Source organism: Capnocytophaga sp. FDAARGOS_737, from assembly GCF_009730375.1.
Classification (GTDB): domain Bacteria; phylum Bacteroidota; class Bacteroidia; order Flavobacteriales; family Flavobacteriaceae; genus Capnocytophaga; species Capnocytophaga leadbetteri.
In genome coordinates this window covers 271,092-294,165 of record NZ_CP046316.1, presented here as the reverse complement: position 1 = coordinate 294,165, position 23,074 = coordinate 271,092, and the positions used below count along the sequence as shown (strand labels likewise).

Sequence of the window (23,074 nt, the reverse complement as noted above, 5' to 3'; positions counted from 1 at the left end):
TTTATTTAAATATATGATTGAACCAATATCCATAGTTATAATACTGACTACCCTTGTGCTGTCGGCTTTTTTTTCAGGGTTTGAGATTGCGTACGTATCTTCTAACAAAGTGCACATCGAAATCCTAAAGAAGCAAGAGGGGCTGATAGCGAATATACTTACGCGACTGACTTATCGCCCATCTAAACTGCTGGCTACTATGCTTGTAGGCAATAATGTAGCCTTAGTAGTATATGGTTTTGAAATGGGTAAGGTGATGACGCTACTTCTTCCTCCTTTTTTTCAGAATGTACTGTGGCATACCATTATTTCTACTCTGATTATCCTTATCACGGCAGAGTTTATGCCTAAAGTTTTCTTTCAAATCTACGCTAACCAATTGCTAAAACTTTTTGCGATACCTGCTTACTTTTTTTATCTCCTCTTTTATCCTTTTTCGAGTTTTATTATATGGATTTCAGACTTCGTACTGCGGGTGTTTTTTAAAACCAAAGGCGATTATGTGCCGCTTTCATTTACCAAAGTAGAGTTAGTAGATTACATCTCAGAGCAAATGGGTAATGCCCCCAAAAAAGAAGAGGTTGATGCTGAAGTACAGATGTTTCAGAATGCGCTGGAGTTTTCTGGAGTAAAAGCACGCGAGATTATGATACCGCGCACGGAGATAGTAGCGGTAGACCTAAATGAAACTATTGAGAACCTAATAGCTACTTTTGTTTCATCTGGATTCTCTAAAATATTGATTTACAATGAGAATATAGACGATATAGTAGGATATGTGCATTCTTTTGATATGTTTAAAAAACCTAAAACTATCAAAGAAGTGCTTATACCTGTAGTAACGATTCCGGAGACGATACAGATAAATGAAGTCCTCAACCTGCTAATGCGCAAGCGCAAGAGTATGGCGGTGGTATTGGACGAGTATGGTGGTACTTCAGGCATCGTTACCTTAGAAGATATAGTTGAAGAGCTATTTGGCGAAATAGAAGACGAACACGACAAAGATAAATTTATAGAAGAAAAAATATCAGATGATGAATACCTATTTTCAGCGCGATTAGAGGTAGATTACATCAACGAAACTTATCACTTGAACTTGCCTGAGAGCGAAGAGTACGAAACGCTATCAGGACTTATTGTTTTGCATACTGAAGAGATACCTACACAAGGAGAAACGATAAGTCTGCCGCCTTTTGTGTTTTTGATAGAGGCTTGTTCGCAAACCAGAATAGAAACAGTAAGAATATTCATCAAGGAGAATGATGAATAAATGAAATAGCTAAATTAAACATTTTATATGGAACAAGTATATATTTTTATGCTTTTTGTCTTTGCAGTACTTGCTATCATCGATTTGACGGTAGGGGTAAGCAATGACGCAGGAAATTTCTTAAACTCGGCTGTGGGTTCGAAAGTAGCAACCCTACGCACTATTATGATAGTAGCTAGTGTAGGGGTAGCCATAGGGGCTATTTTCTCGAGTGGAATGATGGAAATTGCTCGGAAAGGGATATTCAACCCCTCTCAATTCTACTTTGATGAGGTAATGGTTATCTTTATGTCGGTCATTTTGGCTGATATACTGCTGCTTGACCTTTTCAATACCATTGGGCTGCCCACTTCTACCACTGTTTCTATCGTATTTGAGCTTTTAGGAGCGGCTATGTGCGTGGCTTTTATCAAAACCCTACAGGCAGATCAGCCTTTAAGCGATATTTATAACTATATCAATACTACTGAAGCAAGAAAAATCATTTTAGGTATCTTCGTTTCGGTAGCGATTGCCTTTGTGGTGGGGGCTATCGTGCAGTATTTTGCACGTTTGGTATTTTCGTTCCGCTATGAGAAAAGTATCAAATATATAGGAGGCGTATTCGGAGGTTTTTCGCTTACTGCCCTTTCTTATTTTATTATTTTCAAAGGACTTAAAGACGTTACTTTTATCCCTAAAACAGCCATAGAGTGGATGAATGACAATATAGGAATGCTGCTAATAGGTTGCTTAGTATTCTATAGCATACTCTCGCACATTCTTATACGTATGGGCGTAAATATATTTAGAATTATCATCCTCAGCGGTACGTTTGCCCTTTCGATGGCATTTGCAGGCAACGACTTGGTGAACTTTATAGGGGTGCCTGTCGCCGCTTATCAGTCGTATGATATATGGCACAATAGCGGGGTAGCCCATAATGCTTTGGAGATGACAGCATTAGGCAGCGGACAGATGAGTACCCCCACAGCTATTTTGCTTTTAACAGGCTCTATAATGATTCTGACGCTTTGGTTCTCAAAGAAAGCCCACCACGTAATACAAACAGGGGTAAATCTCTCACGTCAGAGCGAAGGAGCTGAGCAGTTTTCGGCTAACTTTTTATCTCGTTTTCTGGTGCGCATCACAGTAGGAACTGCTAACTTTATAGAGTTTATAACCCCTAAGAGCATAAGCCGAAAGATAGATAAGCGTTTTGAAAAGCCTGCCCCTAATCCCAATATAAAAGAAGAAGACCTACCAGCATTCGACTTGGTAAGGGCTGCGATTAACTTGGTGGTATCGAGTAGCTTAATAGCGATTGGTACTTCGCTAAAGCAACCTCTTTCTACTACCTACGTTACCTTTATGGTGGCGATGGGGTCTTCATTAGCCGATAGAGCTTGGGGTCGCGATAGTGCCGTATATAGGGTTGCTGGGGTACTAAACGTAGTAGGCGGCTGGTTTTTAACAGCTATAGTGGCTTGCATAGGAGCCTTTATCGTAGCAGGTATATTGTACTACGGCAGCGTTATAGGACTTATTGTGATGATTTTTGTAGTAGGCTTCTTGTTGATACGCAACGCAATAGCCTACCGAAACAAACAGCGTGCCCAGTCGCAAGGACGACACTTCCACCGCGCTGACTTAGCTACCATAGGCGGCGTTATTAAAGAAAGTTCTACTTATGTTTCAGACACTATTTCCCGCATAGACCAACTATATAGTAAAGTGGTGAAAAATCTTAGCACACAAGACCTTAGCAAGCTAACAAAGAACAAGAAGAACGCTAAGAAATTAGAGAAAGAGTTAGATGAGATGAAAGGGAATGTATACTACTTTATCAAGTCCCTGACAGAAAGTTCAGTAGCTTCGAGCAAATTTTACATTCTTATCTTAGATTACTTGCAAGATATGGCACAATGTATGACGGCTATCACACTAAATAGTTATGAACACGTTAACAACAATCATAAGAATCTGAAGTTTAATCAGCTCCGCGACCTGAAGAGTATATCAGACAAGATGGAAGAGGTATTTAAGGCAGAGGCTGAAATATTTAAAGGGGAAGACTATTCTAAGTTGCACACTATCTTAGCCGATTGTCGTAATCTGAAAGATGAGGTGTCTAAAATGGTGCAAAAGCAGATAGACCGTATTCGCACTACTGAAACAAGCCAGAAAACTACTAAGCTTTACTTCAGTATCTTATTAGAGACCAATGCGCTTATCAGAGCAAATAATAACCTAATGATGCAGTTTGACGAGTACCAAAAACAGCAAGCACGCAAGAAGCGACCTCTGAACCTCAAAGAAGTACAATCAAACTACAATAAATAATATAAAAAAATAGGCTACCTTTATAGGCAGCCTATTTTTTTATGGCGTTATAAATCTTATTTTTCTTGTTTTTTAAGCAAGCGACGAGCTGCTTCAGAAGCTGCTATAAGTCCTCCTGCCGACATAATAACGTCTTTTAATACCAAACGCCCAGCCCCTGATAAGTAAGGGAAACCATAAGCTGGTGTAGGCATATCTCCACCTAAATTAGGTACGTACACTTCAGGTGTAGTGATAAGGAATGAAAGAGTAACAATGCTCATACCAAAGGTAAGCAAACCTCCTATCACACCAATCTTAGGTGACCAGATACCTAATAGAGTAAGTAACCCAATAAGGCAGATAAAAGTTCCTAAACCGTAAGAAAAAACATAAGTACCGTTTTCTTTGTGCCACTCTATATTGGCTTTCACCATCTTACCTTCAGGGTTTTTGTGCAGCTTGTATTGAGCTACTTCTTTACCTTTGTTAGCTTCGCCTGTTACGCCGTTTTCGTCTATGGCAGTTTTGCCAGAGTTAGCATAGAAAAAGCTCATAAAAGGGCTATTAGTTACAAATGGTACGATACCATCAGCTTCGTATTGGCATACTTTCAATCCGCCAATCCACGCCATTACAATAAAGATAGCGACTCTAATATAGTTTACAAAACAACGTTCGCTACCTGCTAAAAATGATAATAACTTTTGCATAATAATTACTGTTTTTTAAATTACTTATTTCGGGGGCAAAGGTACAACAATTTAAGTAGATAAGAATGGATAAAAAAGTCCATTACATAGACTTTTCTGCCACGATTGAAATTCCTACGTGTTCGCGGAAGCTTTTAGGCGATACTCCTACGTGTTTTTTGAAGAATCTGCTGAAGTAGAAAGGATCGTCAAAATTAAGGTAGAAAGCTACCTCTTTAATAGATTTATAGGTGAGGTGCAACTGTTTTTTGGCTTCAAGCACCAAACGTTCTTGTAGCAACTGAGTAGGCGTCTTACCAAGTTGCTTTTTTATTTTCTTGCTGAAACTATCTGGAGTGAGGTGCAGTGCTTCTGCATAAAAAGGTAGTTCGCGCTGGTCTATAAAATGCGTTTCTAGCAATTGTTGAAAGTCTGTTGCTAAACGGTGGTCTGCCTCAGTAGGAACATCTTCTATCTGTTCGCCTTTGGCTTTGCTCGAGAGCGCTAAGATAAGCTGTAGATAAGAGCGCAATACGGCTTCAGAATAAGGAGAGAGACTAGCCACTTCAGCCTCTATACGCGCAAAAAGCGTCTGTATTTCAGCATAAACACCCTCACTAACAGTTATATGGGGCTGCAAGAATAGCGCATTGAAGAGCAACCCATTGCAGGCTACTTCTTTTTTGTGGTATTCTATACAGTAAAAATCGCCGTGAAACTGCAATAGCACTGCCTCTCTATTGCTAGCGGCTACCCACTGAAAATACTGAAAAGGCGTAAGAAAAAGCAGCGTATTACCTTTGTAAGAATAAGGAGTGCCATCTACCACAAAATCGCCTTCCCCTTGCAACATATAAATACAATAATTCTCCACTCGCACTGGTGCGGTGGAGAATTGTTGTTCTGTTATATGTTTGATAGCTACTTTCAAAAGTAGTATCGTTTTTATTCGTTAATAGCTTGAATACCTGGTAATACTAAACCTTCAAGGCTTTCGAGCATTGCACCACCACCGGTAGATACATAGCTTACCTTATTTTCAAAGCCAAATTGTTTCACTGCTGCTACTGAATCACCTCCTCCTACAAGCGAGAAAGCTCCGTTTTTAGTAGCTTCAGCTACAAAATTACCTACTTCTATAGTTCCTTTAGCAAAAGTAGGCAACTCAAATACTCCTACAGGCCCATTCCAAAGAATAGTTTTAGATTTTAGAAGTACTTGTTTGATATTTTCAAGGGTTTTAGGCCCTGCATCAAGACCTTCCCATCCATCAGGTACAGCATTTACTGGTACTACTTGGGTTTTAGCATTGTTGTCGAAAGCATCAGCTGCTACCACATCTATAGGTAGGTGTACTTCTACCCCTTTAGCTTTTGCTTTAGCCAAAATATCAAGAGCGAGTTCTTGTTTATCGTCTTCGCAGATAGAATTACCTATCTTACCGCCTTGTGCTTTAATGAAAGTATAAGCCATACCTCCACCGATGATAAGGTGGTTCACTTTATCTAAAATATTTTCAATAATAGTGATTTTAGATGATACTTTAGAGCCTCCTAAGATAGCAGTTACAGGTTTTTCACCTGATTTCATCACTTTGTCGATACTTTCAATCTCTTTAGCGAGAAGATAACCAAAGCATTTGCGTTCTGGGAAGAATTTTGCTACAATAGTTGTAGAAGCGTGAGCGCGGTGAGCCGTACCAAAAGCATCGTTCACATAAATATCGCCAAGCTTAGCCAACTCTTTAGAGAAACCTTCATCACCTTTTTCTTCTTCTTTGTGATAACGTAGGTTTTCTAATAATATTACGCTACCTGCAGGAGCTGCGGCTACGGCTTTCTCAGCTACTTCGCCTACGCAATCTTCTACGAAAATCACTTTCTTGCCCAATACTTTCTCTACTTCACCTACGATGTGACGCAAAGAATACTTATCGTTGCGCTCTCCTTTAGGACGACCTAAGTGGCTCATTAGCACTACAGTACCGCCATCATTCAAGATTTTGCTGATAGTAGGTTTAGCAGCCTCAATACGGGTATTGTCGGTTACTTTGAAGTTTTCATCTAAAGGCACGTTGAAGTCCACACGAATAAGGGCTTTTTTGCCTGCGAAATTAAAATTGTCTATGGTTCTCATATATCTTATATATTTAAAATATTATTATATTTTTCAAGCTACAAAGGTACAAAAAATAATCTTAATAAGCAAATTACTTTATGGTTCGCAAATATTCCAACACTTCTCTGGCTTGTTGCTCAGTTAAATGCTGGTTTAGCATTATGCTGCCGTACTCTTCTAACTGCGCTTTGGCGATAGGGTCTTCTTTTATCATCTGCTCCGGATTCAGTATCATATTCATCAACCATTCAGGAGTGCGATAATCGGTTAGCCCTGCCATTGCTGGCCCTATAAGTCGTTTAGTAGGACGGTGACAAGCCATACAATATTGGTTAAACGTAGCCTCTCCTTTGGCTGCCATAGCGGCATCAGGAGTGTCGGCTAAAGGGGGAGTGATAGTCTTCACTTTCCCTATTCCTTTGTTTGTCTGCCAGTTAGGATATTCAGTAGGTTTTGCTGAAGCCTCTTTAGGTACTTCTGTAGTATTGGCTGTATTTACAGTTTCATTCGCATTATCATTAGCAGAGTTATTATTGTTAGTGCCTCCGCCACAGCCTACTGCCAAAAAAGCTATAGCTGAGAGTGTGTATAGTGTTTTTTTCATAGTATAGTGTTATCTGTTAATAATTTTAGCTACTTCTTTAGCAAAATAGCTCGCAATAATGTCTGCACCAGCGCGTTTTATGCTCACTACCTGCTCTAACATTACCGCATCGTGGTCAAGCCAACCATTAGCTGCAGCTGCTTTCAGCATAGCATACTCGCCTGATACTTGGTAAACTGCTACCGGCACCTCGCTCATATTCTTCACTTCGCGCACGATGTCTAAATAGCAAAGCCCTGGTTTCACCATCACAATGTCAGCCCCTTCTTCTATGTCCATACGGGTTTCGCGTAGGGCTTCCAAACGGTTGTGATAATCCATTTGATAGGTTTTCTTATCCTTAGGAATATCGTTTTGGTCTACAGGAGCACTATCGAGTGCATCGCGGAAAGGACCATAAAAAGCCGAAGCGTACTTAGCGCTGTACGACATTATCCCTACATTCTGAAAGTTATTGTCTTCTAAGGTCTCGCGTATCGCCTCTATGCGTCCGTCCATCATATCGCTGGGGGCTACAAAGTCAGCACCTGCTTCAGCGTGCGAAAGTGCCATACCACAGAGGGCTTCTACCGTAGGGTCATTTATTATCTGTCCTTTTTCTACGATACCATCGTGACCATAAACAGAATAAGGGTCAAGAGCCACGTCAGTCATCACCAACATTTCAGGCACAGCGTTCTTAACGGCTTGTATAGCGCGCTGCATCAGTCCTTTAGGGTTAGAGGCTTCTGTTCCTCTATTGTCTTTTAAGTCATCAGGTACTTTTACAAATAGAAGTACTGCTTTCAACCCTAAGTTCCAAAGTTCTTTCACTTCCACTGCCAATAGGTCAAGGCTATAGCGGTAATAACCTGGCATCGAAGCTATTTCTTCTTTTACTCCTTTACCTTCTACTACAAATAGGGGCACCATAAAATCATCTGGAGTAATTATAGTTTCTCTTACAAGACTGCGCACAGCTTCATTCTGGCGCAAACGGCGGTTTCTTCTTAATGGATACATCTTTATTAATTATAAATTATTAATCATCAATCTTTTGCATAAAATAAGCTACTTCTTTTTCAAAAATCCCTATCGGATAGCTATGCGCCATAGTGTTGATAAGGTGTATTTCGGCTGGCTGACGGGTTTTAAGCTGTCCTTTTAGTTCTGCTAACGACTGCCAAGGGTCTATCACAGTGTCTTGCAATCCTATAACTATCTGAGTATAAGCAGCGTAATAAGGATTGGACTGCACCGTAGCCGGCAGTTCGTTTTTATAGGTGAAAGCTGGATTGAAGAGCAAACACGGTTTTAGCAACGCCTGTGCCAGATAGTAAGCCACTAATCCACCAGCACTCGACCCTATAATAGCCGTTACATCGGCATAATCCCTAACCAATGTTGAAAAAAGGTCGGGAGTATTGCGATAATCGAGCACAGGGGCAACAATCTCTCCATAGGGAGCCAGCACCGCTCGGCGGTCGTCTTGCAGGGTACTATCAAGCCCGTGTAGGTAAAGAATCTTGGTTGTTGAAGTTATCATTTGTTATTGTTTTACAATTTCTATATCTACTTGCAATACGCCTTTGTTCTTATTATCGGTGATACCCATAAAGGCGCGTTTGGTAAGGTCGAGCTCACGCCCTTTAGTAAAAGGGCCTCTATCAGTTACGGTTACTATTACCGATTTGCCGTTAGCCCTATTCGTCACTTTTAGCTGAGTGCCAAAGGGCAAAGAGGGGTGAGCTGTAGTGAGTTTATTATTGCTAAATATCGCTCCGCTGGCAGTCTTTCGCCCGTTGAACTTATCGTGGTAATAACTCGCACTCACATCAGTTTTATACACTCCCGTTGGCTTTTTTGCTGTTCCGCAAGCACTCATCATCAAAGCACAACACAAGCATAATATTATCCTTACAAGCTTTATTTTCATTTTTCTTAATTCTCTTTTATTATTAATTCATCTGTCCTTCTGCTACTTAGCTAATTTACTGCCTACTTTCAGCACCCATAGCTTTGCTTCTGAAAACTCTGGTAGCCTAAGCAATTTTAGTAGCATCTCTCCTGCCCTACCGCGTGTATCAAATGCCTTTTCTATGTAGGTATAACTCATCTGGTTTTCAGGGTGTGTAAAAACGGCTGCCTTAATCCCCAACTGCTGAATACGCTTCATCTTGGTGCAAGCCCCTTTATAGTGGCTGTACACGCCTACAATTATGTAATAGCCCTCAGCTATCTGCTCGCTCGAAATCTTGTCTTCTATCAGGCGCATTCGTTGGTCTAAAGCACTTTGCACTTCTGCACTTTTCTGTGCTTGGGCAATGCCATACACTAGCCCCATAACAAGGCATAAGATAGTTTTCGCAATCATCCTCTTCATATCCTTCTTTTATTTAGTGGTTAATTATTTAATATAGCGCAAAAACGATGCCTTAGTACACTAAAGCATCGTTTTTATATATGGTTATCGTCCTACTTTTAGCACCCATACCCTAGAGTTTTTAAACTCAGGTCGGCGCAGTAGGTTTATCATCGCCTCTCCGGCTTCACCTCTCGATGCAAATGGTTTTTCTACATATAGATAAGTCATCTGGTTTTCAGGGTGTTTAAATGAGAATACACTTAAGCCTAATTGGCGTACTTTCTTCAGCATATCATAAGCTCCTCCTGCATTCCGATATACCCCTATCACTACATAGTGTCCTTCTGGGATACCTGCTCCTGCAATCTTATCTTCTACCAAAGTCATACGGTCTTTTAGTTGATCTGAAATTGACTTAGGTTTCTTTGGTGCTGGTGGTGGCGTAGTAGGCGTTTTAGTTTCGCTTACTGTCGGAGTGGCAACAGCTGGTTTAGGTTTTTCTACCACTGGTGCTGGCGGTGTAGGTGGTGTAGGCGTTACCTTCGGCGGTTTGATGTGATGTTTACCACCAAACTGATACGAAAGTACTATATCATAACTACCTCCCAATTCCGATACATAAGCCGCTATGCTCTGTTCATAGCCAAACCCTATACTCACGTGGTTGGCTATATTAAAGCCCAGCCCTCCAAAAGCGCCATACTTTTGGTCATAGCCGGCATAAGCCCAACCCATTTTAGCATCAAGCATCACGTGACCGCCTAACTGAAAGTTATCACTGCTCTTCTTCCCCTTAGCTAATACGGTCAAAACAGCATCTTCTAAAAAATCGCTATTGCTATCTAATGCGTGACGATACATCGCGTGGGCAGTAAGCGATTTTTCGTTGAAAGGCACTGCCATTTCTCCAGCCGAAAAAGCGTAGTCTAATAGGTTTTCGGCAGTAATACCAAAGTGCATTTCGTTGAAATTAATATCAAAACCTGGTTGTATATTGATAATATTTACCGCCTTAGCATTCTCTATAAGAGGGTCATTCACATTCGCACGCACTTTGCTTTTATCTATGCTACTGCGGGCAAACACCGCATTAATACCCAATCTCAAAAAGTTATCATCTGATATTTCCACTTGGTGCACATAGTTACCTAATACACCTGTGTTGGCAAAGATAGAAGCGGTACGCTGAAAGATAAGTCCGTGCGCCATATTATTCCCGTCATCTACCACAGTTTTCTTGCCGGCATCACCCCCCCATTTCTTTCCGTACGATAGCCCAAAAGTATTAAATTTATCCTCTTTAAAGCCCATCCATTGGTTTCGGTGGAAGAAGGTAATCTGCGATTCATTCTTGCCAAAAATCGGGAAAGCAGGGTTCATCAGATAGGTGTTATACTTTACGGCTGTATGTCCTGGCAATTCGTATGGCAAGTAATTACCGTCACTTTGCCCCAAAAGGTATTGGGTACAAAGCACAAACACAAGAACTGTTATTTTAGATATAATCTTCATCTGTTTCTTTTACTTTAATAAGGTAATCACTCCTTTCTGTTTTTCCACATTGCCTCCTTCTATCACATAGATAAACACTAATGAGCGTTTGCCTAATTCTTTATAAGTAGTGCTATCTGGCCAATTGTTCTGATAATTAGTAGTCGAAAGCACCTCTTTCCCTTCCTGACTATAGATGGTCACGCGCACATTAGGTTGGCAATACGTATCAGGTATTACCCAATAGTCGTTTACGCCATCAGCATTAGGCGTTACTATATTCGGAATTACTTTTACTTCAAAAATATTCAGCTCAAAATCAAGGGTGTTAGCCCCCACAGCTGTACACGATTCTTCTTTTAGTGTATAGGTGCCTGCCATATCTTTTGAAGTGATTCTTAGGGTACTGCCATAGGTCACTGTGCCGTCTGATTTCGCCCAAACAAAGTTATTACCTCCGTCAGCTACCAATTGCTGTCCTACATTCACATCTAACTTGCGCTCTCTTGCCGAACTGTGTTGGGTGATTTCCTTAGCTAAAGCGCCTGTAGCGGTAATTTGTTTTATTTTTAGGTTACCTGTGCGGTAATTTTCTACCTTTATGTGGGCGCGCTTAGGGCAACCTCCGTTGTTTATCTCCAAATAGTACTCTCCGGTCTCGCTCACGGTTGCAGTAGGCTGTTCACTACCCAAAGCGGTATCGTTGCGATAGTTAGCACTGGTTACTTTATACCATTTGTACGAAAAACTATCCGCTACTGACGAACTTGGGTCAAAACTATCAGAGGCTACAGTTAAAGTTAGCGAACCTCCAGGACATAAGTAAGCGGTAGTCTTTGCGCCTTCCGATGAAGATATTTCAAAATCAGGAATAGGTGTAAAGGCTATTGTTTTAGGGTCTGAAACCTTTATAATACTAGTATTGTAAATCACACGCACGGTATATTGAGCGGCATCAGAGTTGCCCGCACTCGATACTACATAAGTAGGATTCGTTTCTCCATATACATCATTACCATCTTTAGCCCATTGGAAGCTAAAATAACGATAATCTGATTTCTTTACAATCACTTCCTCTCCCGAACTGCTCAATTTTACTTTTATTTGTTGCAATTCAAGGGTAGTTTGTGTGCGTGTTTCGCAATTTACTGAAGCTACAGTACCTACGCGCAATTGCTGAATATCAGAGATGGTTTCAAAATAAACAGGCCCTAAAGTTACTGTATTACCACAAGTACCAGTATCTGTTAGCTTTACCTGATAAATATCTACTGAAGTAGGTGCAGTGCTTATAGTAAGCGAGGTGCCTGTCTCACCTGTCAATACAGTACCATTTTTTGTCCACTCTATAGTAGGCGATTCCATATTATGCGATACTTTCAGCTCATTAGTTTTCCCTGCGTAGAAAATCTCGCGTGTACCCATATCATCTTCCCAACGCACTACTATATTTTTCTTTCTTACTACTATCGCTGCTGAAGTCGCAGGGCAGCCACCATAATTAGCACTTACCGATACGTAGAATGACCCCGAGCCCTCAGTACTATACTCAGTAAGTCCTACCCCTTGTGCTACTTGTGCACCGTCCTTATACCAAGTGTAGGTAGACGAAGCATTAGCACCAGTAGTAACGGTTAAGGTTACAGAGGCACCGCAATATTCTAAGTCTGCAACACCTCCGTTTATCTTCAGCGCATTAGCATCTTTCAATAAAATGCTTATTTCGTTCGATTCGGGTATGCTACTATAGTTAGGCCCTGTTATATTCAGTTTATATTTACCGTTTTCTAAGGCACTGCTCAAGGTTATCTCTTTAGCATTAGTGCCTACATTAGCATAAGTACCTGTGATGTTCGCCTGCCATTGAAAGGTAAAAAACGAATAATCAGTAGGGTCTACGGTTACCTCATTGCTGCCTATTTGCGCTACAATCTTATCTACCGTTAGGGTTACGCGGTCGTAAGTACAATCCTGATAAGCAGATTTTGTTTTGATGCTTACTTTGAAGTTATCTGGCTGAGTAAGCTCATATTCAGCCGTTTGCACTGTTACGGGGCAACTACCTGTCTGACTTACTTCAGCTTTGTACTTACCTGCCGAAGTAGTTACTAAGGTCGCACCTGTTTCACCGCTAATCTCCGTACCATCTTTAAACCATTTGTAGGTAGGCGCTTCGGCTGTAGTGCTTACTGTAAAAGTCTTATTCTTACCGGGCATTAGCACGCTACCGCCTGTAGTGTTCAGAGTAGCCATAATATCGTCTTTGCGAGTAATAGCAATTTGGTTAGAACGCACATCGCAATTACCTCCACTTCCTACTTCCACATAATATTTCCCTGCCTTATTATCAGGTGCATTCACAGTGTAGGTATTATTGTCAGTCTCTGCTATTTTAGTTTTTGTCTGAGGGTCTGAAGCGTAGTAATACCAAAAATACTTACTCCCTGCTATAGGAGGGGTAGCGGTAAGCGTAAAAGCATCGTTAGTACAGATAGCGGTAGACGAACTGCTAAGGGTAACAGTCTGATTACCCGATACTCCTACTGTGATATTGGCAGAACGCGCATTAGTCGCTCCTGAACAAGCGCCGTAATCTATTTCAGCATAATACTTACCTGCCTCGCTAACCGTCTGGGTAGGAGGCGCGTCACTTGCCAAAAGAATGTTATTGCCCGAAGAGCCTGCTTCTTTCAGCTTATACCATTTGTACTTGTAGTTAGACGGATTTTTACCCCCTGGCAAAGCAGTAACTTTTAGCTCTTGTGTATGCCCTGAGCAAAGCGTTACATTGATAGGCGATACGGTTATCTGAGTGGTAACATCCTGATAATGAACTTCTATCTCTTCCCCTCTATTGCCGCCAGCTTCCCAAAAGGCTACCACTTCATTCGACGGACTTGTACTTCTTACCCTTATTTTGTATTTCTTACCTTGGGTAGTAGAAGGGAACTGAAAGGTTACAGGTATCTCACTGCGATTGTTTTTATCAGTAATCGTAGCAAGAGTGGTAGGGTTGTCAAAATTACCATCAGCATCCGAAAGTTCTACAAAGTATTTGTTATCAGCGTTAGGGAAAGGAGGTTTCCACGAGATATTTACCCTAAAGCTGTTAAAATCACTTTTAGGGCAAGCATATATCGCAAAACCCAACTTAGCCTGCTTAAGCGAGCCTTGGGTCTGAGCGTATAGCTGCATATTGCTAAAATACGTCAGAAAAGCTACTATAGTACACGCTAAAAATCTTGTTACTTTCATCTTTTTCCTTTAAAATATTAAAAACATTGCTAAACTGAAGTGCCTACTAAGCACTATAAATCGCACAAAAGTACAAAAAAAGAATCATATAAAAAAATTCTAATTAAGGTTACTTTTATGACTTACATATCAGTTTAGTACGGCAAAAATAATGCCACGATGCCTCTCTACTTTCTACAAACCTTTTAAGTAGCTCATTTCTAAAGCATTTACCTCTCGTTCCCCTCCTTTTCGCACTACTGTCACCCCCTGCAAAGCCCCCAATTTTTAGCTATTATTTATGAAGATATTAAGAATAATTTAACGCTACTACCACACCGCCAACACAAACTTGCAGCTCGTACCTTCCCCATTCTTCCCAGCCCTCCCATATTATCACTATCATTGCTAACTTGCTTTCTCATAATTATTTTGTACATTTACACTATATAATTATCCCTACTGTTATAGGGCTACGATAGTAGAAAATAATCTAAGATATAAAACAACAACACCCAAAAATAAAATTACTTTACAACGATTTAGGCATCTATAAAGCCAATGTCCTATTAAGGAGATTAACAATATAATTTTATGACCGAATTCTTATTTTTTACTTGTGAAGAAATAGACCTCAACCCTCGTGTGTATTGTAAGTTCGATATGAGCTATATTATGCTATTATGATGTTCGTGTATAAGCTCCCCCTTTGAAGGGGGCTGGGGGGATGTTTATGAATACATCGCCATATTATGTCTAGCTGATGTTTATTTAAAAGAAGTGCTACAACACCTACAAAAAAAAGAAAGTCCGATAAAAAATTATCGGACTTCTTCATTAACCAACCAAAACTTTAAATTATGAAAACTATTATTTGAAGTTTACAATGAGCTACCACCCTCATTGCACTGCAAAGGTACGAATAAAACCGTACTTGTCAAGTGTATTTTTAAGTTTAACAAAAGTTTAATACAAAAGGGGCTTATACAGCCCCTTTTAGCGTAATTTTAATATTGAAAATCTTATCCTTTTTAAGATTTTATTTACCATTTTTATTTCGCATTGCGCGCCTCTATCCACTTGCGGGCATTGATAAATGCCTCTAACCAAGGACTTACGACCGCCTTCTCATTCGGATAATAAGCCCACTGCCAAGGGAATACCGAGCGCTCTATATGGGGCATCGTCACCAAATGCCTTCCCGATTTATCGCACAGCATAGCCGTGTTGTAATCTGAACCATTAGGATTGGCAGGATACTCTTCATAAGCGTATTTACCTACTATGTTATAAGCGCTTTCTTCTAACGGCAAATGGAATTTACCCTCACCGTGCGAAATCCATACTCCTAAAGTACTGCCTGCAAGGCTCGATAACATCACCGAGTTGTTCTCCGGAATCGCTACCGACACAAAGCCGCTTTCGTGCTTGCCACTGTCGTTATGCCACATCTTGCCGTGCTCTGAATGTTCCGGATTGATGACCTCCAACTCCATAAACAACTGACAACCATTGCATATCCCTACTGAAAGAGTATCAGGACGAGCAAAGAAATTATCCAATGCCTTTTTAGCCTGCTCATTGTAGAGCAATGCTCCTGCCCAACCTTTGGCACTACCTAGTACATCAGAGTTAGAGAACCCGCCAACAGCTCCTATAAACTGTACATCTTCTAAAGTTTCTCGTCCGCTGATAAGGTCAGTGGTATGCACATCTTTCACGTCAAAACCTGCCAAATAAAGCGCATTTGCCATTTCGCGCTCAGAGTTGCTACCCTTCTCGCGTATCACTGCCGCTACTGGGCGTTTGCCTGCAGGGCGGGTTGGTTTTTCACCGGTGAAGTGCGCAGGGAAAGTGTATTGCAGAGGCTGCTCAGAGTAGTTCTGATAACGCTCTGTAGCCTTGTCATTCTTAGTTTGTTGTTTGTCTAATAGATAAGAGGTCAAATACCACACATCGCGCAATTCAGGTATGTTGAAGTGGTATTCTTTGCCCAAATGTTTAATGGTAAGGGTTTCAGCAGTAGCCACAGTACCTATTTTAGCGTAATGTACGCCTTGTGCCTCCAAAAAGCCCTCTACAGAGGCATCTGCTTGCAATACAAGCCCTACATTCTCTGCAAAAAGCACTTTTAGCAAGTCTTCTTCACCCAAAGCAGTAAGGTCTATGGTAGCCCCTAACTCGTTATCAGCAAAACACATTTCTAAAAGGGTTGTGATAAGACCACCACTACCAATGTCGTGCCCTGCTTGTATTTTGCCTTCATTTATAAGAGTTTGTACCGCATCAAAGGCTTTCTTAAAGTAGTTGCTATCTCTTACCGTAGGTGCTTCAGTGCCTATCTTATTAAGGATTTGAGCAAAAGCCGAACCGCCTAATCGATAGCTATCATCTGATAAATTCAGATAGTAAATAGCCCCTCCATCTCTCTTCAGTACGGGCTCAACTACCTTTTGCACATCAGTACAATGAGCCGCTGCCGAGATGATAACAGTACCAGGGGCAATCACATCGCCTCCTTCAGAGTATTTTTGTTTCATCGATAGCGAATCTTTCCCCGTAGGGATATTGATGCCCAATTGTATAGCAAAGTCCGAAGCCGCTTCTACCGCTTCGTACAAACGCGCATCTTCGCCTTTGTTGCGACAAGCCCACATCCAGTTGGCAGATAGCGATACGCCTTTTAGTCCGCCTTCTAAAGGAGCAAATACTATGTTAGTAAGGGCTTCTGCTATCGCATTGCGGCTACCTGCTGTCGGACTGATAAGTGCCGTAAGTGGCGAGTGTCCTATGCTGGTAGCGATTCCCTCTTTGCCGTTGTAGTCAAGAGCCATTACCCCTACGTTGTTCAAGGGGAGTTGCAGAGCGCCTGCACATTGCTGTTTGGCTACCTTACCCCCTACACAGCGGTCTACCTTGTTGGTAAGCCAATCTTTACAAGCTACCGACTCTAATTGCAGCACTTGCGACAAATAGGTGTACAACTGACTTGGGTAGTAAGTAAGCCCTTCGTAGGTGGTAACTACCGTTTCATCGGTCATCACCGTTTTAGGCGAACTGCCAAAAAGGGCGCTAAGGTCTAAGTCCATTGGGTGAGTGCCTTTCTTTTTAGAGGCTATACTGAAATGCTTATCATCAGTCACTACACCCACCTCATACATAGGCGCACGCTCGCGGTCTGCGATAGTTTTTAGTTGGGCTATAGCCTTTTCTGGCAATACCAAGCCCATACGTTCTTGCGATTCGTTGCCTATAATCTCTTTGTCAGATAAAGTAGGGTCACCTACAGGCAGTTTATCCAAATCTATTTTACCGCCGGTTTCTTCAATAAGTTCAGAGAGGCAGTTTAGGTGTCCACCTGCCCCGTGGTCGTGTATCGAGACGATAGGATTTTCTTCCGATTCAACCATCGCGCGGATAGCATTAGCGGCACGTTTTTGCATTTCAGGGTTAGAACGCTGCACCGCATTAAGCTCGATACCTGCGCCAAAAGCCCCTGTATTGGCTGACGATACGGCAGCACCCCCCATACCGATACGGTAGTTTTCACCGCCCAAAATAACTATTTTATCACCTTCTTTAGGGGTGTGTTTTATAGCTTGCGAGGCTTTGGCATAGCCTACCCCACCCGCTTGCATTATCACCTTGTCGAACCCTAATTTGCGCCCTCCTTCTTCGTGTTCAAAAGTGAAAAGCGAACCTGTAATCAGCGGCTGACCAAACTTATTGCCAAAATCGCTCGCCCCATTCGAGGCTTTGATAAGGATATCCATAGGCGTTTGATACAACCATTTGCGTTCAGCCATTCCTTGCTCCCAAGGGCGGTCTTGTTCTAATCGGGGGTAAGCCGTCATATACACCGCCGTTCCTGCCAAAGGCAACGAACCTTGTCCGCCTGCCAAGCGGTCGCGTATTTCACCACCCGAACCGGTAGCTGCCCCGTTAAAAGGCTCCACCGTAGTAGGGAAGTTATGCGTTTCTGCTTTTAGCGAAAGTACTGCCTCAAAAGGTTTAACTTCGTAGAAATCAGGTTTATCAGCACTTTTGGGTGCGAACTGGTCTACGGTAGCCCCTTTGATGAAAGCCACATTATCTTTATAAGCCGATACTATGCTATTGGGGTTTGCCTGCGAAGTCTTTTTGATAAGTTTAAAGAGAGTAGAAGGTTTTTCTTCACCGTCAATTACGAAAGTACCATTGAAGATTTTATGGCGGCAGTGCTCTGAGTTAATTTGCGAGAAGCCGAACACTTCCGAGTCAGTAAGTTTGCGGTTCAGTTGCTTAGAGAGATTTTCCAAATAAGCCACCTCTTCAGGGCTCAGTGCAAGTCCCTCTTGTTGGTTATACGCCTCAATATCATCTATTTCAAGGGTAGTTTGCGGAGCTATATCAATGGTGAAACTATCCTGAGTAAGACCGTCGTATCGCTCAAAAAGCATCGGATCAAAAGGGTTATCAGGGTCAGTCAGCTCGTGGAATTCCTCAATGCGAGTAATGCCCTGAATGTCCATATTCTGGGTAATTTCCACCGCGTTAGTACTCCAAGGAGTAATCATTGCCGCGCGAGGCCCAACGAAAGAGCCACTAAGTGTAGGTTGGTCAATTTGCTCGGCGTTGCCAAACAGCCATTTCAGTTTATTGAGGTGAGGCTCAGCAAGGGCAGCCTCGACAGCCACCACATAAAGCGTATTTTTAGGATTTTTAAAGAAAAGAAGCATCTTTTTCAATTAATAATTTATAATTAATAATTAGGAAGTAGTATTTAGTTTAGCTATAAGGTCTTTAGGGTGTCCTATTCTAGCGAATAAAGCCCTTGCTTCTTCCACTTTTTCAGTGAAATATATCTTATTTTTGTCATAGGGTTCAGTATCTTTATCTTTATACGTAATTCTGACACCAAACTTATCCCATAGTTCTTTTTCCTTAGTTCTTTTTTGTTCTGTTGTCATCGATATTTAGTTTTTAAGGTGAATTAAAAATCCTATATAGTCAGAATCTGGATAGTCAGATAATGTTAATATGCGACAAAGATATAAACTTTTTTCCAATTAGCAATACTAACAAAAAAACTCCTTCTTATTTTAAGAAAAATAGGAAGAAGTTTACTTTTTTACATTTTATCTTTTTTCGCCTTTACACACTACTTTTTAACACCTCTAAAAGTGAGTTTCCCATCTACAAAAAACTCTTGTTTATCGGCATTATAGCTATATTTACCATTTTGGTAAGTATTTCCTTCTTTTTTATCCATTATTAGGGGAGCTCCTTCAGCAAAAACCTCCATTTTACTCTTATCAGCGTTAAAAAAGGCTGCAAGACTAAAGAAAACTTCTCGCTGTTCACTATCTATAGGGTCAAGGCGCACACCTTCTTCAAATTTAACGCAACGTTGTAACAAACTACTCCACATTTCGCCATTTGAAGGGATACATTCGCGTTGTTCCTGAGCGTTTGTATAGCCATAGCTAAAAAACAACACTACAAAAACAGTCCATAAAATACTTTTTTTCATTGAGATTCTTTTTATATTGATTAAACTTGCGGCAAATGTACAAAACTTTTTTGAATTACGAATGATAATTTCTAATTTTATCATCACACCCATATCCCCTCACCGAACGTTAAGCGAAGGATAAGCGAAGGATAAGCGAAGGATAAACATCTTACAAACGCCCTTTCTGCTCGCCTGTCCCACCTGTCTCACCTGTCCCACTCGTCCCACAATCGCCGGTGCGGCTCGCACTCCCACTCGTCTCAAACCTCCCAGACTTCTTAGCCTTCCCATTCTTCCCATCAATAAATTGCCTAATTGACAAATTATCCCTACCTTTGTCCCCTCACATTTAATAACAAAACAAAATGCTTCACTCCTATATCAAAAACCTCAATACCCAATATACCTCTGGCAAAGCCACCGAACACTCCTACCGCCCCCTGCTCAAAAACCTATTAGAAAGCCTCCTCCCAAAACTCAATATCATCAACGAACCCAAGCGACAAGCTTGTGGTGCACCCGACTATATCCTAACTCTCGCCGACCTGCCCATCGGTTTCATCGAAACCAAAGACATTAACGACAAAGACCTCAAAGGCGAAAAATCCAAAAACGGCAACAAAGAACAATTCGACCGATACAAAAAATCACTCACCAACCTTATATTTACCGATTACCTCACCTTCCATTTCTACCGAAATGAAGAACTCCTACATTCTGTAACCATCGGAAAAGTAACCGACAAAGGCATCATACCCCTACCCGAAAACTTCGATACTTTCCTCACCTATATCCAAAATTTCGGCTCCTTCCAGCCCTCAGGTATCGCCAAAGCCGAAGACCTCGTTACCCTAATGGCTGCCAAAGCACAACTACTCTCCAAAATCATCGAAAAAGCACTCAACGAAGACCATACAAAAGGCATACAAACAGACCTCACCGACCAACTCACCGCCTTTAGCAACGTACTCATTCACGACATTTCCGCTAAAGACTTCGCCGATATGTACGCCCAAACCATTACCTATGGGCTCTTTACCGCACGCTATCACGACCCCACCCTCCCAACCTTTAGCCGACAAGAAGCCTACCAACTCCTGCCAGCCTCCAACCCCTTCCTCAAAAAACTATTCGGATATATCGCAGGAATGGAAGTAGATACCCGTATCAGCTGGGTCATCGACGACCTCGTGCAAATGTACCTCGCCTGCGATGTAGCTCAAATGCTCGCCTCCTATGGCAAAGACGCCACCAAAGACCCCATCGTACACTTCTACGAAGACTTCCTCGAAGCCTTCGACCCCCAAGTACGCAAAGCCCTCGGCGTATGGTACACTCCACTGCCCGTAGTCAATTTTATGGTGCGTACACTCGATACCCTACTCAAAGAGCAATTCCACCTCCCACAAGGCATCGCCGATACCTCCAAAATAAAAGTACAAACCCAGCAAGACAACAAAGTAGCAGGCTTCGATATAGAAGAAAAAGAATACCACCGCGTACAAATACTCGACCCCGCCACCGGTACAGGCACCTTCCTTGCCCAAATCATCGAGTATATAGCCCAGCAGTTCAAAGAGCAACAAGGCATTTGGCAAAACTACGTCCAAGAACACCTCCTGCCACGCCTCAACGGATTCGAACTCCTAATGGCAAGCTACGCCATCGCACACCTAAAGCTCGATATGCTCCTCTCTCAAACACAAATCACCCAGAGCACCAACCGCATACAAATATACCTGACCAACTCCCTCGAAGAACCCACCCCCGACCGCTCACTACCCCTCGCCCGATGGCTCTCCGACGAAGCCAACGAAGCCAACCGCATCAAGCGCGACACCCCCGTAATGTGCGTAATAGGCAACCCTCCCTATAACGGCTCAAGCACCAACAAAGGCTCTTGGATAATGAACCTAATGGAAGACTATAAAAAAGAACCCAACACCAAAAACAAACTCGCCGAACGAAATCCAAAGTGGATAAATGACGACTATGTCAAATTTATCCGCTTTGGTGCTCATTTCATAGAGAAAAATGGCAACGGTATCCTCATCTATATCAACCCACACGGCTTTTTAGATAATCCCACCTTCCGCGGGATGCGTTACCACCTGCTCAAAACCTTTGACAGCATCCATACTATCGACCTACACGGCAACAGCCGAAAAAAAGAAACCACACCCAATGGCGAAACCGACGAAAATGTATTCAACATTATGCAAGGCGTAAGTATCAATATCTTTGTCAAAAAACCAAACCCCAAAAACTCAGAACTCGCCAAAGTATACCACTACGACCTCTATGGTAAGCGTACTGAAAAACTCGCCTTTTTAAGCGAAAACAACCTCCACACCATACCCTTTACCCAACTGAACCCCACCGCCCCTAACTACCTTTTTGTACCCAAAGACGATACCCTCTTAGCAGAATATAACCAAGGGTTCTCTATTAACGAACTCTTTAAAATCAATAGTGTAGGGATAGTAACCGCAAGAGATAACTTCACCATTCATTTTACTAAAGAGGAAGTAAAGCAAACCATTCAGCAGTTCTTGCAATTAGATAATGAAAAAGCTCGGGATACCTTTCAATTAGGTAAAGATGTACGCGATTGGCAAGTAAGTTATGCCCGAAAAGACCTACAAGAATGCTATCCTAATAAAGGTGTGCTAATTCCTATAAGCTATCGCCCTTTTGATACACGTTATACTTACTATACAGGAAAATCAAAAGGATTTCATTGTTACCCTCGCAATGAAGTAATGCAACATTTTATTGAAGGAAATAATATAGGTTTAGTTATCTGTAAACAAGTAAAATCAGGAGAGGTATATCAACATTTTTTTATTACAAATCAGATTGCTGAAAGTTGTATCGTATCAAATAAGACAGGAGAAATAGGCTATGTCTTCCCCCTCTACCTATACCTCCAAGGCGAAGGACACTTTAAAGACACCTTAGACAAAATCCCGAACCTAAACCCTAAAATTCTTAAAAAATTAGGAGGCAACCCACTCACCGCCTTCGACTATTGCTATGGTGTATTGCACGATAAAAACTATAGAGAACAATATAAAGAATTCCTAAAAATAGACTTCCCCCGCATCCCCTATCCAAAAGATAACGAGGAACTTCAGCACTACGCCACCATAGGCAAACACCTGCGAGAGCTACACCTGCTCGAAAGCCCCCAGCTACAAGCCCTTATCACCTCTTTCCCCATAGCAGGAAACAACACCATTACCGAAATAAAATGGGTAAATACTGGGCAAAAAGACAAAGGCAACGTATATATCAACGATACCCAATATTTCGCAGATGTACCCTTCAAAGCGTGGGAAGCCTACATCGGGGGCTACCAGCCCGCCCAAAAATGGCTCAAAGACCGCAAAGGTCAAACCCTCACATACAATGATATTATCCATTATCAACAGATGATAGTAGCCCTACAGAAAACCCAAGAAATTATCAATCCTTAACCCGAATAAAATGTTCCCTACTCTATATACATCGCCTATAGTAA

Annotated in this window: 17 protein-coding genes; 3 read left to right on the top strand and 14 right to left on the bottom strand. The window is 41.7% G+C overall.

The annotated features are described in order from the left end of the window. Positions 1-13 precede the first annotated feature (13 nt). A complete protein-coding gene (locus tag FOC45_RS01325) occupies positions 14-1,273 on the top strand; it encodes a hemolysin family protein (protein ID WP_009392426.1) in 1,260 nt (419 codons plus the stop codon). A gap of 27 nt (positions 1,274-1,300) precedes the next feature. Next, on the top strand, positions 1,301-3,595 hold the full coding sequence (locus tag FOC45_RS01320) for an inorganic phosphate transporter (protein ID WP_009392424.1): 2,295 nt from the start codon (positions 1,301-1,303) through the stop codon (positions 3,593-3,595). A 56-nt stretch (positions 3,596-3,651) separates the two neighbouring features. Here FOC45_RS01320 and FOC45_RS01315 read toward each other — a convergent pair whose 3' ends face one another. The 14 genes from FOC45_RS01315 to FOC45_RS11925 all read right to left on the bottom strand — a co-directional run bounded on the left by FOC45_RS01315 (position 3,652) and on the right by FOC45_RS11925 (position 19,842). Then, positions 3,652-4,287 (bottom strand): DUF417 family protein, encoded by a 636-nt coding sequence (locus FOC45_RS01315; protein ID WP_009392421.1) that lies wholly within the window; start codon positions 4,285-4,287, stop codon positions 3,652-3,654. Between the two features lie 82 nt (positions 4,288-4,369). Further along, positions 4,370-5,197 (bottom strand): AraC family transcriptional regulator, encoded by an 828-nt coding sequence (locus FOC45_RS01310; protein ID WP_034539881.1) that lies wholly within the window; start codon positions 5,195-5,197, stop codon positions 4,370-4,372. A gap of 14 nt (positions 5,198-5,211) precedes the next feature. Next, positions 5,212-6,402 (bottom strand): phosphoglycerate kinase, encoded by a 1,191-nt coding sequence (pgk, locus tag FOC45_RS01305; protein ID WP_009392411.1) that lies wholly within the window; start codon positions 6,400-6,402, stop codon positions 5,212-5,214. A gap of 73 nt (positions 6,403-6,475) precedes the next feature. Beyond that, the gene (locus tag FOC45_RS01300; RefSeq protein WP_009392409.1) at positions 6,476-6,988 is read right to left on the bottom strand and encodes a cytochrome c; all 513 of its coding nucleotides are present in this window, start codon (positions 6,986-6,988) and stop codon (positions 6,476-6,478) included. Between the two features lie 9 nt (positions 6,989-6,997). After that, positions 6,998-7,990 (bottom strand): porphobilinogen synthase, encoded by a 993-nt coding sequence (hemB, locus tag FOC45_RS01295; RefSeq protein WP_009392407.1) that lies wholly within the window; start codon positions 7,988-7,990, stop codon positions 6,998-7,000. Between the two features lie 19 nt (positions 7,991-8,009). Further along, positions 8,010-8,513, bottom strand: a complete 504-nt coding sequence (locus FOC45_RS01290; protein ID WP_009392406.1) for a YqiA/YcfP family alpha/beta fold hydrolase — start codon at positions 8,511-8,513, stop codon at positions 8,010-8,012. 3 nt (positions 8,514-8,516) lie between these two features. Then, positions 8,517-8,903, bottom strand: a complete 387-nt coding sequence (locus tag FOC45_RS01285) for a septal ring lytic transglycosylase RlpA family protein (protein ID WP_034539878.1) — start codon at positions 8,901-8,903, stop codon at positions 8,517-8,519. A 42-nt stretch (positions 8,904-8,945) separates the two neighbouring features. Continuing rightward, positions 8,946-9,350 carry a hypothetical protein gene (locus FOC45_RS01280; protein WP_009392404.1) on the bottom strand — a complete coding sequence of 135 codons (405 nt, stop codon included), beginning with the start codon at positions 9,348-9,350 and terminating at the stop codon, positions 8,946-8,948. A gap of 84 nt (positions 9,351-9,434) precedes the next feature. Beyond that, the gene (locus FOC45_RS01275) at positions 9,435-10,844 is read right to left on the bottom strand and encodes a PorP/SprF family type IX secretion system membrane protein (RefSeq protein WP_009392402.1); all 1,410 of its coding nucleotides are present in this window, start codon (positions 10,842-10,844) and stop codon (positions 9,435-9,437) included. Between the two features lie 9 nt (positions 10,845-10,853). Continuing rightward, a complete protein-coding gene (locus FOC45_RS01270; RefSeq protein WP_009392400.1) occupies positions 10,854-14,078 on the bottom strand; it encodes a gliding motility-associated C-terminal domain-containing protein in 3,225 nt (1,074 codons plus the stop codon). A 1,031-nt stretch (positions 14,079-15,109) separates the two neighbouring features. After that, complete coding sequence (gene purL / locus FOC45_RS01265; RefSeq protein ID WP_009392399.1) at positions 15,110-18,775, bottom strand: phosphoribosylformylglycinamidine synthase; 3,666 nt, start codon at positions 18,773-18,775, stop codon at positions 15,110-15,112. Positions 18,776-18,805: 30 nt separating this feature from the next. After that, positions 18,806-19,006, bottom strand: coding sequence for a hypothetical protein (locus FOC45_RS01260; RefSeq protein WP_009392398.1), 201 nt, complete (start codon positions 19,004-19,006; stop codon positions 18,806-18,808). Between the two features lie 191 nt (positions 19,007-19,197). Beyond that, entirely contained in the window at positions 19,198-19,569 is a 372-nt protein-coding gene (locus FOC45_RS01255; RefSeq protein WP_052141369.1) for a hypothetical protein, read from the bottom strand. A 99-nt stretch (positions 19,570-19,668) separates the two neighbouring features. After that, the gene (locus tag FOC45_RS11925) at positions 19,669-19,842 is read right to left on the bottom strand and encodes a hypothetical protein (protein ID WP_196774063.1); all 174 of its coding nucleotides are present in this window, start codon (positions 19,840-19,842) and stop codon (positions 19,669-19,671) included. Between the two features lie 74 nt (positions 19,843-19,916). Between FOC45_RS11925 and FOC45_RS01250 the strand changes: the two genes are divergently transcribed. Further along, on the top strand, positions 19,917-23,030 hold the full coding sequence (locus tag FOC45_RS01250) for a type ISP restriction/modification enzyme (RefSeq protein WP_009392395.1): 3,114 nt from the start codon (positions 19,917-19,919) through the stop codon (positions 23,028-23,030). The last annotated feature ends 44 nt before the right edge of the window (positions 23,031-23,074 follow it).